At 46.7% G+C, this 12,092-nt stretch carries 13 protein-coding genes and 1 pseudogene; 13 read left to right on the top strand and 1 reads right to left on the bottom strand.

Translation table 11 applies throughout. The features are described from left to right. Window positions 1-26: 26 nt before the first annotated feature. The gene (locus CJP72_RS20540; RefSeq protein ID WP_162383175.1) at window positions 27-419 is read right to left on the bottom strand and encodes a 3'-5' exoribonuclease; all 393 of its coding nucleotides are present in this window, start codon (window positions 417-419) and stop codon (window positions 27-29) included. 155 nt (window positions 420-574) lie between these two features. On the opposite strand from CJP72_RS20540, the pseudogene CJP72_RS26390 reads away from it, so the two are divergent. The 13 genes and pseudogenes from CJP72_RS26390 (at window position 575) to CJP72_RS26385 (ending at window position 11,677) form a co-directional block, all read left to right on the top strand. Further along, window positions 575-930: pseudogene (locus tag CJP72_RS26390) on the top strand (recombinase family protein). A gap of 635 nt (window positions 931-1,565) precedes the next feature. Beyond that, window positions 1,566-2,093, top strand: a complete 528-nt coding sequence (locus tag CJP72_RS20530; RefSeq protein ID WP_162383174.1) for a fimbrial protein — start codon at window positions 1,566-1,568, stop codon at window positions 2,091-2,093. A 108-nt stretch (window positions 2,094-2,201) separates the two neighbouring features. Beyond that, window positions 2,202-2,741, top strand: a complete 540-nt coding sequence (locus CJP72_RS20525; RefSeq protein ID WP_162383173.1) for a fimbrial protein — start codon at window positions 2,202-2,204, stop codon at window positions 2,739-2,741. A gap of 16 nt (window positions 2,742-2,757) precedes the next feature. Continuing rightward, entirely contained in the window at window positions 2,758-5,280 is a 2,523-nt protein-coding gene (locus CJP72_RS20520) for an outer membrane usher protein (protein WP_162383172.1), read from the top strand. A 101-nt stretch (window positions 5,281-5,381) separates the two neighbouring features. After that, window positions 5,382-6,134: a fimbria/pilus periplasmic chaperone gene (locus tag CJP72_RS20515; protein WP_162383171.1), complete on the top strand. Its 753-nt coding sequence runs from the start codon at window positions 5,382-5,384 to the stop codon at window positions 6,132-6,134. A 30-nt stretch (window positions 6,135-6,164) separates the two neighbouring features. Then, window positions 6,165-6,746, top strand: coding sequence for a fimbrial protein (locus CJP72_RS20510; RefSeq protein ID WP_162383170.1), 582 nt, complete (start codon window positions 6,165-6,167; stop codon window positions 6,744-6,746). Beyond that, window positions 6,739-7,284: a fimbrial protein gene (locus tag CJP72_RS20505; RefSeq protein WP_162383169.1), complete on the top strand. Its 546-nt coding sequence runs from the start codon at window positions 6,739-6,741 to the stop codon at window positions 7,282-7,284. Before CJP72_RS20510 ends, CJP72_RS20505 begins: the two co-directional genes overlap by 8 nt. A gap of 10 nt (window positions 7,285-7,294) precedes the next feature. Further along, on the top strand, window positions 7,295-7,801 hold the full coding sequence (locus CJP72_RS20500) for a fimbrial protein (RefSeq protein ID WP_162383168.1): 507 nt from the start codon (window positions 7,295-7,297) through the stop codon (window positions 7,799-7,801). An 8-nt stretch (window positions 7,802-7,809) separates the two neighbouring features. Continuing rightward, window positions 7,810-8,043 (top strand): fimbrial protein, encoded by a 234-nt coding sequence (locus CJP72_RS25655; protein WP_238340130.1) that lies wholly within the window; start codon window positions 7,810-7,812, stop codon window positions 8,041-8,043. Further along, the gene (locus CJP72_RS25650) at window positions 8,018-8,350 is read left to right on the top strand and encodes a fimbrial protein (RefSeq protein WP_342212335.1); all 333 of its coding nucleotides are present in this window, start codon (window positions 8,018-8,020) and stop codon (window positions 8,348-8,350) included. Before CJP72_RS25655 ends, CJP72_RS25650 begins: the two co-directional genes overlap by 26 nt. Window positions 8,351-8,560: 210 nt before the next feature. Further along, window positions 8,561-9,325 carry a fimbrial protein gene (locus CJP72_RS20490; RefSeq protein ID WP_162383167.1) on the top strand — a complete coding sequence of 255 codons (765 nt, stop codon included), beginning with the start codon at window positions 8,561-8,563 and terminating at the stop codon, window positions 9,323-9,325. A gap of 17 nt (window positions 9,326-9,342) precedes the next feature. Next, window positions 9,343-10,947, top strand: a complete 1,605-nt coding sequence (locus CJP72_RS20485) for a PglL family O-oligosaccharyltransferase (RefSeq protein ID WP_162383166.1) — start codon at window positions 9,343-9,345, stop codon at window positions 10,945-10,947. A gap of 553 nt (window positions 10,948-11,500) precedes the next feature. After that, the gene (locus CJP72_RS26385) at window positions 11,501-11,677 is read left to right on the top strand and encodes a helix-turn-helix domain-containing protein (protein ID WP_162383165.1); all 177 of its coding nucleotides are present in this window, start codon (window positions 11,501-11,503) and stop codon (window positions 11,675-11,677) included. Window positions 11,678-12,092 lie beyond the last annotated feature (415 nt).

Here is a 12,092-nt window from a genome sequence, read left to right as displayed (position 1 = left end):
GCGAGTCGTGGCAAATGCTTCGGAGACTAAAAGTAAGGAGGCAGGTTTTGCCGTATTGTTTCTTTTTCAATGCCGCAGGTACGGTCTGATAGCCAAAAAACAGTGGTTGAGACGTCAGGGATGCCACGCCATCTCATAGCCGATTCGAGGTTGATAACCATGTAGAATTTAGCGCCGGTATTGCTGGTCGCAGGGGGGAAACACAGCGCCAATAAAAACGATAGGTGAACCAGATTATTTACCAGGGCTCCAATACCCACCATCATCACACGTTTGTAGAGCAGTTCACCAGGCCCTAAATTCGGATGGCCGGAATCATTATTCATGGCATCTGTGAAGCTATCAGTTTCAGGATCGCATGCGTCTGAGATAGTTTTTATCGGGCCCGCTGCCACCATCGTTTTTTTAAACGAACTCAAGGTGTGTCACTGGGATGTGGTGGACGTTTTCCGGTGCGATGAGCACCAGGTTTAAAATGGCAATACGGTTCAGAGTGTCAATAAATGACCAATACACGGCTCTTCAGACACAAGTTCTGGAATGGGCAGGATGTGAGTAAATATTCGAAGAAAAAATGAGCGGAACGGTGGTTGACAGACCGGCACTCAAAAAGCTTTTGCTAACACCGAATGATGGTGATTCGCTGGTGATCTGGACGCTGGACCGCCTTGACCGCAACATGCGGACTTGGGTTCTGCTGTCGGATGATTACACCAGCGAGGTGTTCACTTTAAGTGTCAGACAGACTGCATCGACACTTCCAGCCCGACCAGGCACTTCATCTTGCACATGATGTCCGCACTGGTCGGGATAGAGAGAAAATTGATGGTTGAATGTACCCGGGCAGGATTAGTCTCTGCTTATGAGCAAGGAGGTTGTCCACCGTTGAACACTATCGCCAGCACAGTGGTGCAGGCTGGTAGGTCGTGAAATGCGGATGGAGGTTTTGAGACTAACAGAAAAGCTAAAAGCGGGAAGGGGACGCTTTATTTTGCTGGGCAGGGAATGCGGCAACAGCGGCAGGTGAAGTACGAAATCCTTTCCCTACGTATACCATCAGATATTGTGATCTTTTAGCGATCCGATGACTTGAAATGCCCTAAAGGTCCGCCTTGAACCAGAAGCGAAAATATCAAGAGAAAAGTTATTTTGTAGCGCACTTGTTCTTTATTTATTAATAAATATATATTTCTCTAACATATAATTCACGACACGACAATTTTGTCGACTGGCAACACACCATCCTGGCAAGTAACAGCATCCTGCGGTATAGAGAACGCGTATTTATATCAATTGTACTGAACTTTAATGTCTTCCTAAAATGAGGTGGGCAAAATTTACTATGATTATTGAATTCTACGGTACTGAACATAGATAGTCCAATTTTAGACGCCGCATCAGTGTAATATTGGATCTTTTTTTGTTTGTGAATGGCGTGCAAGCAATAGATAATATGTTCAGATAAAGCAAGCCATCAATATTAATTAATGGATGTTTTATGATGATGCTTAATATTTAATAAGCATTTACCATTAGGCTAATAGATAATATTAGGAAATATCTTCATGGGCATGAAAAAAATTGCCATTGCTGTTGCAATGGTCTCTGGTATGGCTATGGGTGTAGTACATGCGGCAGATCAAGGCCACGGAACTGTGACTTTTATCGGTTCAATCATTGATGCTCCGTGCTCAATCTCTCCAGACTCCGTGGATCAGACCGTTAAACTGGGCGAAGTATCCAGCGTTGCGCTGAAAAATAACGGTACTTCTAAGCCACAGGCGTTTGATATCAAACTGGAGCAGTGCGATACAACCACGCTTAAAAGTGTGCAGGCGACCTTTACTGGTGCACCTTCTTCAGGTAATCCTGACCTGCTGGGCATTACTGGCACCGCGAAAGGCGCATCAATTGCTATCACTAACGGCTCTGGCGAAGTGATCACTCTGGGTTCTCCGTCTCCGGCGCAGACACTGCAGGATGGTAACAACACCTTGGCATTCTCTGCATATCTGCAGGGTGATGGTGCGTCCGCAACTATCGTCCCGGGTAGCTTCCAGTCTGTAGCTGATTTCACCCTGTCTTATCAGTAATACCTAAAAACGAATACGTTACATTATTCGCTTTTAATTAGCTGTGTCGTTTATTTTATTCGTAAACGGCACAGCACTCTGTTCATGTTTTTATTAACGGAGTATGGGATGACCCATTATTTCAGGGGGAGTGTGCTGCCCTGCATATTGACGTTTTTTATTTTCCATGCCGATATCGCTTTTTCAGAGAGCCAGGAGCATGGGCGCGTCAATATGCAAGGCAGTATTATTGAAACACCTTGTGCTATTGCCACTGCCGATCGTGAGCAAACCATTAATATGGGGGCGGTCACGATGGGGGAGATTATTCACAATGGCCAGGGGCCTGTACATAAATTCTCCCTGCAGCTGGTGAATTGTGTTTTGCAGCCAAACAACCCCGAGCAAAAAGACTGGGCCTGGTTTGTAACCACTTTTGATGGTCCGGTACAGGACGGCGTATTTAGCGTGAACGGAGCATCGGGAATTGGCTTAGAAATAGCCGATGCTGCCGGACATGTCGCTATGCCAGGGCAACCGATGCCGGGAATGGCACTGACGGCGGGCGAGCAACAACTGGACTATACACTTCGTTTAACGGGCAATCACCATCGGCTTGAGGCCGGAGAATATCATACCGTCCTGCGTTTTAAAGTTGATTACTTTTGAAATAGCAAAATTGAAAATGCTGACAACTAAAAAAACGTCTAATGGCAAATCAGTCGAATATCGTCGGATCTTGCACCCGCTGACCATCAGTCTGCATCTGATGCTGGGAATGATACATATCGCTTATGCCGATAATGCGGTGGAATTTAATACCGACGTTCTTGATGTAAAAGAACGCGCCAATATTGATTTAAGCCAATTTTCTCAGGCCGGATATTTAATGCCCGGGAAATATCAACTGGTATTACATGTCAACAAATCTGAAATCCCGGAGCAAACCGTTGAGTTTCTGGCTCCGGAAAATGACCCAAAGGGGAGTCTGGCCTGTTTGACGCCAGACATTGTTAAACTATTGGGTCTGAAAGAGAAAACAGCAAATAACGCGCAGTGGTGGCATGACGGACAATGTCTGGATCTTAACTCGCTACCGGGGATCACCGTTCGTCCCGATCTGGGTAGTAGCATCCTGTATGTCAGCGTACCGCAAGCATACCTGGAATACACCGCTGATAACTGGGATCCACCGTCACGGTGGGATAACGGTATCGCCGGAATGTTGTTTGATTACAACATGAATGCCACATCCAACCGCCAGGAAACGGGCGACAGGAGTAATAACTTGAGTGGTAATGGTACCGCGGGGATGAACTTCGGTCCCTGGCGGTTACGAGCAGACTGGCAGTCGCAATACGAGCAGCAGAAGGGACAGAGTACTCAACAGCGCTGGGACTGGAGCCGCTTTTATGCCTATCGAGCCATTATTTCATTGAAAGCGCAGCTGATGCTCGGGGAGAATTCTCTTGATTCTTCGTTGTTTGACAGTTTTCGCTACAGTGGCGTTAGCCTTTCAACGGATGATAAACAATTGCCGCCAAATTTACGGGGTTATGCGCCCGAGGTTACCGGCGTGGCAAAAACCAATGCCAAAGTGACCATTAGCCAGCAGGGACGTGTGCTGTATGAAACAACCGTCGCGGCGGGGCCGTTTCGGATCCAGGATCTGAACTCTGCTGTTTCATCAGGAAGCCTGGATGTCAAAGTGGAAGAGCAGGATGGCAGCACCAGAACCTGGCAGGTTGATACCGCCAGCATTCCGTATCTGACTCGTCCTGGCCTGGTGCGCTATAAAGTCTCGACGGGCAAACCCTCGAACTACGACCACCATTCACAGGGGCCAGATTTTGCCACTGGTGAGGTTTCCTGGGGAGTGAGTAATGGCTGGTCAATCTACAGCGGCGGCCTCTTTGCTGGGGACTATAACTCGTTGGCGATTGGGGTCGGGCGCGACCTGCTGGCGCTGGGTGCAATTTCGTTTGATGTCACTCGATCTCAGGCCAAGTTACCGAATGAAGGAACGAAAAAAGGTAACTCATATCGCGTCAGCTACTCAAAGCGTTTCGAAGATTACGACAGCCAGGTGACCTTTGCGGGCTACCGCTTCTCAGAACGTAATTACATGAATATGAGCCAGTATCTGGATGCGCGCTATAACAATGGTAATGACTCAGGCGGCGATAAAGAGCTTTATACCATCACGATGAATAAACAGTTCCGTCCGCTGAATCTCAGTGTGTTCCTGAATTACAGTCACAAGACCTACTGGGATCGCGCGGCCAGCGACACCTGGAACCTGTCAATGTCGGATTATTTCGACTTCGGTCATTTTAAAAACGTCAGCGTCAGTCTGTCGGCCTACAGAACCCAGTATGACGATGCGAAGGACGACGGCATATATTTAAGTCTGTCCGTTCCCTGGGGTGAAAGTGGCACGCTGAGCTACAACGGTCAATTTGGCAGGAGCAACGGCAGTCAGACCGTGGGGTATTACGATCGCATTGACGACAACAATAGCTATCGCATTGATACGGGTTCCAGCAGTACCGGTGGAGGCTCGGGAAGTGCTTATTTTACGCACGATGGTGACATGACCTCAATGAGTGCTAATGCCAGCCTCACCGGGACCAGGGGCAGTTCATTCGGCCTGTCGCTTCAGGGGGGGGGGACTGCAACAGCCCATGGCGCGGCGCTGCATCGTACATCATCCGTCGGCGGTACGCGCATGATGGTGGACACTGACGGGGTCAGCGAAGTGCCAGTACGCGGATCCGGTGGCATAGAACGGACTAACGCCTTCGGGAAGGCTGTCGTGAGCGATATCAACAGCTATTACCACAGCGCGATCAGCGTTGATTTGGACGCACTGCCGGAGGATGTCGACGCAAACCGTTCGGTGGTTGAGGGTACGCTTACGGAAGGGGCGATTGGCTATCGTAAATTCGGCATTCTGGCTGGCAAAAAGGCCATGGCAGTGATCAAACTCGCCGATGGCAGTGTGCCGCCGTTTGGTGCCGAAATTCACAATCAAAATAGGATACAGACAGGGATTATCGGCGACGGTGGCAGCACCTGGCTGGCAGGTATACGCCCTGGAGAACAAATGGATGTGAGCTGGAACGATGAAGTGCAGTGTCGGATAACGCTGCCATCACCGCTTCCGGAATTGGGAAAAGGGTTATTGCTGCCCTGTAACCCGAAATAAAGGAGTGTGCCTCAGTGTTCGCAAGAGGTGAACACTGCGCGGTAATTGGCATGGACGGCCACATTCAACATTCTTTAACTCAATTTATTCAAGTGAAACTTATGAACAAGATGAACAAAATAGCTAAAACCTCCCTCAGCTTTATTACCCTGATTATGCTGGCTCAACAAGCCCATGCCGCTATCGCGCTCGACCGGACCCGCGTGGTGTTTGAGGGGGATAAAAGCTCAATGAGTGTATCCATCACCAATCAGAATAAATCTTTACCTTATCTCGCCCAGTCCTGGGTAGAAGACAGTAATGGCAATAAAATTGAGTCACCGCTGACGGCACTACCTCCGTTACAGCGCGTAGAGCCAGGTGCAAAAGGGCAGGTAAAAATTCAGGCAACAGGCAATCTGGCATCGCTACCGCAGGATCGAGAATCTCTGTTCTATTTTAATGTGCGAGAAATTCCGCCCAAAAGTGATAAGCCAAATACTCTGCAATTGGCACTGCAAACGCGAGTGAAGATGTTCTATCGCCCGGCTGTGCTGACGTTGTCCCGAGGTGATGAAAACGAAGCACAGAAAAAGCTGACGTTAACTCGTCAGGGTGACGGTTATGTGCTCAACAACCCAACACCGTATTACGTCACTATCGTTGGAGCGGCGGCGTCAGCGAAAGGCAATGATGTCAGTGGCTTTAAACCGATGATGATAGCGCCGAAGGGTAATCTTACTCTGGGCGGCAGCGCTTCCGCGTTGGGGGCTCATCCTGTACTCACTTTTGTGAATGATTTTGGCGGACGACCGCTGCTGACCTTCAACTGCTCGGGTAGTAGCTGTACCGTTGCCAACGTCAAAGCGGGTTAAATGCTACGTCGTGCAACAAAGGGGGGCATCATGAAAAAACGATATCACCTGAGCTTGACCTTGCTGACAAGCACCCTTCTGGCATCGGCCTTGGCTGAAGATCACTGGAGTTCGGATGGCAAACACGGTGAGCTGCATTTGTATGGCAGTTTACATGAAGGTGCATGTCAGCTTGATATGCACTCTGCATATCAGGAAGTAGCCATGGATAACATTCCACGCGGGTTGTTGCTGCACCCAGGAGACAACGGGGTGTCCGTTCCATTTACGCTGCGTCTGTTAGATTGCCAGCGTACCGGCGGAACACAAACCAATCGCACCACACAAACCGTGATGTGGGATCCGATTCAGCCTGTCATTACTGTCAGCTTTGAGTCAGCGGTTAACGCGGATAATCCATCACTGCTGCTGATGAAAGGAATAAAAGGTGTAGGTTTAATGATACGCGATGCCAAAGGGCGGCAGGTGACGCCGGGCGAACGTAGCGCGCCCCAATTTCTCTCATTAGGCGATAACCAATTGAGTTATACGGTGACGCCTGTAAGAACCCAGGGTGAATTGGTGACAGGTACGTTTCGCACTGTAGTGGATTTTAAGGTGAGCTATGACTAAGCAATTATTCATTGTATCGATGATCCTCTGCCTGCTCCTTAATGTGGTGCCCGTTACACGGGCAGATACCGGAAACCAGTACAAACTCAACATTTCTGTCACCGGAACGGTAGTTGCCAATGGCTCCTGTACCTTCAACCAGGGCGGAACACTAAATGTGAACTTTGGTACCGTTCAACTGAAGGATACGGGTAACGGCACGATCCAACTGGACGGCGATTATCTAAAACCGCTCACCAGCGATTTTTACTGCACCGGCGACACAAAAGGGTTGTTACAGATGCGCTTTACTTCGGCTTCCGGCAGTTATGAAACTTACAACGGCAGTCAGGTTTTAGCGACGGATAAAGGCATCATCGCGATTGAGTTGTTGAAAGACAGCGTACCGTCAAGCATGGGGGAGTGGTTCAATGTCGATTCAAATTCTCAGCCAAAGTTGGAGGCGCAGATTGTTCAGGTGAGCAACAACAACACCAGCAACGTGACCAGCGGTACCACGTTTAGCGCATCAGGCACCTTAACGATGGCATTCAATTAGGTCAGATGGAATGAAAAAACACATGCGTTATCTGATCTCCGCGCTAATGATGCTCACACTGTTCACAACGGCAAAGGCGCAACAAACCGGTGATACCGTTATCTATAATTTCTCCGGCGTTTTTATGATGTCAACGTCTTGTACGATCGACAACGATCAGGTGATGAATATTTCATTTGGCAATGTCGGTATTAAAAAAGTGGATGGTGTGACCTATAAACAACCAATTCCCTATATCGTGGATTGCCATGGCGCGCCCGATGATTCACCGTTGAATCTTACTGTCAGCGGGAATGCAGTCAGTTTTGATCAAGCGGCAGTTGTCACCAGTGCTGATGGGCTGGGGATCCAGATTCAGGCCAACGGCGCACCGATGCAGCTTAACAAGTCGATTACTACTACTCTGGGGGGACTTTCTTCCATGGAACTGACCGCAGTACCGGTTAAAGATCCGGGTAAAGCGTTGACCGGGCAGGCGTTCAGTGCGACAGCGACCCTAACGGCAGATTATCAATGAGTGTGACCATGAAACGATACGGTTGGCCAATCATCGCTGCGGCGACAGTGAGTTTGTTGGGGAGTGCTTTTCCGGCACTGGCCGTCGAAAACAACCTTAATTTTAGCGGGTCGCTGGTGAGTGAACCCTGTGATTTAGACCCGACAACCACGGATATTGCCGTTGATTTTGGTACAATCGTGCAGGAATATCTTTATCTTAATACCCAAACAGCGAGTGTACCATTCACCATTCACCATTAACCTGATTAACTGCGATAATTCTATACAGAAGAGCGTCACATTTTTGTTTAATGGTAATGAAAGCCCTGCTTTACCGGGATTATTGGCGGTAACCGGGGCGGCGTCAGGTTTTGCTATCGGAATCGAGAAAAGTGACGGAACGATGATACCGATAAATACTACAATGTCTCCTTATCAATTGTCGAATGGAACTAACAGTTTTGAGTTACAGGCTTATGTAAAAGTGGAGCCTGACGCAATAAATAATCACTCAATAATACCTGGTGATTTTAGTTCCGTAGCGACTTTCGAGATGATTTATGAATAGCGGTATTATGTGTGCTGCCTTTCCTACAAACACATCTGGATTTAATTATAATTATTGAATGAGTGATTCATTGTGGTTCTATACAATTGTTCGATAAAAATTTCGAGTATAATCAGGGCTGTTTTTTTGCTGGTTATATTTGTTTATGGTCAAACATGCTGTGCTATGATAAACGTTCAGGGCATTCAATATTCCTCAACAGGAGAAGTAATGTGTGATGGGGATCTTCCTAGATTAGATGCTGGATCTAAATTTAAGGCGGGGGCTTGTAACATATATATTAATGGGTTTGTACCTGTATCAGGGCAATACAGAATTGAACTGATGCTGGATACGCCAAACAGAGACTCTTCAATAAGTAACCCTTTTTATGTTGAGGCGAATATCAATGTATCTCAACAGTCACTAAATGCGACTAGTTCAGATCAGCCTATCAATTACAGTACGCCATACGCTGTTCATACCTGCTATCTATTGTTGAATGAAGCAGGACAATCCTGGGCAATAACTCGCGGTCGTGGTTGCGACGGATATACTCCAATTCCGCCTACTCCCCCGCAACCGCCTACATCATGTACTATAAACAATGGTAGCACTTTGAACGTGAATCTGGGGACAGTAGACCGCGCGCAGTTGGTGACGGTGCCCGGAACAGGTTCTATCCATCATACTCAGATCCCAGTGGAATGTACTGGCGATGTGACAAGTATTCCAGTGATTATGAAATTGAGTTATACCCCGTTAACAATAGGGGGGGAGCAAGTTGTTAAATCCTCGGCGAACGGTCTGGGCGTGACGATTATTTATAATAATCAACCACTCTCTACGAGTGATAGTACATCGATTAACTTTGTCCCAGGTTCAAACACGCTGGATCTGGGATTTGAAGCAGTTCGAAATCCTGCAACTCCCGTTGGGGATGTTCCTACCGGTGCATTCAGCGCCAGTGCTACCGTGATTATGACCCAGCAGTAAACGGCAATTTAGATAATATGCTTAAATTTTATATTATTATTCTGTGCTTTGCTTCTGCGTTTTATATTCCTTCAGCAGGTGGAACAGGCGTAAATTTAGGTTACAACCTGCTTCTGTTACTGTTTGTGGGTTTGGCGTTTATTTTTCTTTCTTGCAGACGACAACCCCTATGCCGGGTCGCTAATAACCAATGGCTGGTTATTAGCGGTGCGCTATGCACGGGGATCCCATGGGCATTTCAGACCGCCAACAGTTCTGGTGTCATTATTTTCTGCGTGGCGTTTGTATGTTGGAGTTTGATGCGGCCTTGGTATTTGAATGACAACACGAAACGGCAGATTGTTGCGTTAATATTTTGTCTGTCGCTGGTTCAGTGTGGCATTGCGCTGATACAGACCTTTTCTCCTGCACTGGGGTTTAGCTGGTATGAATATAGTTGGCTACGCAATCATGGTCGTCCGTACGGCATTTTCCAGCAGGTAAATTTGTTGGGCAGTTTTTTGGCGACGGGGAGCGGATGCGGCTTTTTATTGCTACAAAAAGAGACGCGCTTCCTTCGCTCTGTAGTCTGTTTCGCAGGACTGGCATTACTCGCATTTGTTATTGCACTGGTACAATCCAGGGCAGGGATGGTCGGGGCAGTCATCGTGGTGTTGGCGCAATTACCTCTTTTTCAAAAAAACCAAACGTCTAAGATTTTGGTCGCGCTCGGCCTGATGATACTGGCAACCGTTGCAGGGTATTGGATCGTGCTGCATACGCACGTGGTAATCAATGGCAAAGTGGAGATGATGGCGCGCGAGTTTCAAGGCTCTAATCACGAACGCCTGCATATTCTCGCCACGACACTAACTATGATTGCGCAAAAACCCTTTTCTGGATGGGGATATGGCACATTCGAATATGCATTCAGCCGATTTGTGATGGCTCATCCTGATCCCGGTTACCAGTACACTCATGTTATTACTCACCCGCACAATGAACTCCTGTTTTTCTGGTTTCAGGGGGGGATATTGGGGCTTATTGGCGTCGGGCTGTTATTTAGTAGTTGGATAAACAACGTCTTGTGTGCAATCCATAAAAAAAATCAGTCTGCAGGATATTCGCTACTGTTGTTGCCGCTGCTCGTACATATGAATCTGGAATATCCGCTGTACCAGTCATTTATTCATCTGGCAGTGTTTGTTTTGCTGTTGCGGATAGGCGAACAAGATGAATTACGTACTGCGGTCCAGCCTGTTTACGTGTTAAACACGGGTATGTTGGTGATCGGGGCATGTCTTTTCTGTTACAGCGTAATCGCACTGTTCGCTCACCAACAGTTAACGCAACTGGAGAGAAATAACTATGTTGATTTTCCAAAGCCAATGCCCTGGTATTTCTATATGCAACCAGAACGCGCGCAATATGATGAGATGGTTTCGCAGCTTGTTGACTACAACAACAGTCACAATCCTGATGATTTGGTTGAGTTTATGACCGCAGCTCGCAAATACTCTTTGAAGCATAACGATCGTAATGTCTTGTTAAGTATGATCGCCATCGAACGTTTTTACGGCCATCAGCAACAGTCGCAAGCACTACTTCTGCAGTATCAGCAACTTTTTCCGACAGTGCCATAGCATTTAGAATTTGTTCTGAATAGCATTAGTCTGGCTAAAAGAGATATTACTAATAACGCAATAACCTGTGAGAATGGTGTGATTTTATGGGCAACTTATAAACAGAAAACTCGCTACCGTATCCTGTAAAGGAGCTGGAAGAACTATCAGAGATTCTTAGTCTCAAAGGGCACAGTACGCGTTTTTTTAATGGTGAGCGACTGCCATTAGGTGATGATGGCAGGAGATTATGCTATACCATAAAAAATGGTCAGTTATCCTAATGCTATTCGGATAATAGTAGTGTGATAACATGTGTTTTTTCCTGGAATGACCATTAGTTTAGGGAATATCTTCCTGACTCACAGAATTGTGATTTTTTTTCGGACGGAAACTAACACTGATGTTATTAGTGTTGGTGAAACAAGCATTCGTATCCAACGGGAGGCACCCCCTCAACTATGGAATAATGTTGCGATTATCCTATCCTATTTTTCTCAAGGGTTAATATCACGCAGTGCTGACCTGAATGGAAAGGATTCATATGCAATAGTGAAGTATCATCTACTGGAACTTGACTTATATTCTGATAGGATATGAAAATATCTCGGCCGCATCGTTCATTCTGGAAAGAGCGCCATTATCCCACAACAGGGTCTTCAGCATATTATCAGAACTGCATAAAGGGGGGTATATTACCCTCGAAAGAGAACGGCTTATTTCTGTACGTCATTTACCTGAACAAATTTGATGCTGAATCTTAGCATTGCTTCTGTTTTATCGTAATGAGACTGGTTTGTACTTTTTTATCAATGAATAGATATAGTGAATGTTGATAATGTCATGTATTATTGGTATGTCGGCATAATCTCCGCAACCAGTCATTTGTTGTATTAACCTGATTTTAAAACTATCCTGAATAGCATTTACCGTTCTAATAGATGATTTTTGAAGTCATCAGAGATAATTATCGGTGGGTTTTAGATCCACTGTAAATCAGGAATTGACTTGTCGAGGCAAAAAATCCATATCGAATGGATTCTAAATATCTGTGATCACTTTTGGGGTGTTGATATTTTGTTCGTCGAATATCCTGGCATTGGCCATTCCCCATTCCCCATTCCCCATTCCCCATTCCCCATTCCCCATTCCCCATTCCCCATTCC

The sequence above is a fragment of the Citrobacter sp. NCU1 genome (assembly GCF_010231475.1).
GTDB lineage: Bacteria > Pseudomonadota > Gammaproteobacteria > Enterobacterales > Enterobacteriaceae > Citrobacter_D.
Note: the sequence above shows the minus strand (reverse complement) of the source record. Positions and strands in the feature narration are given on the sequence as shown.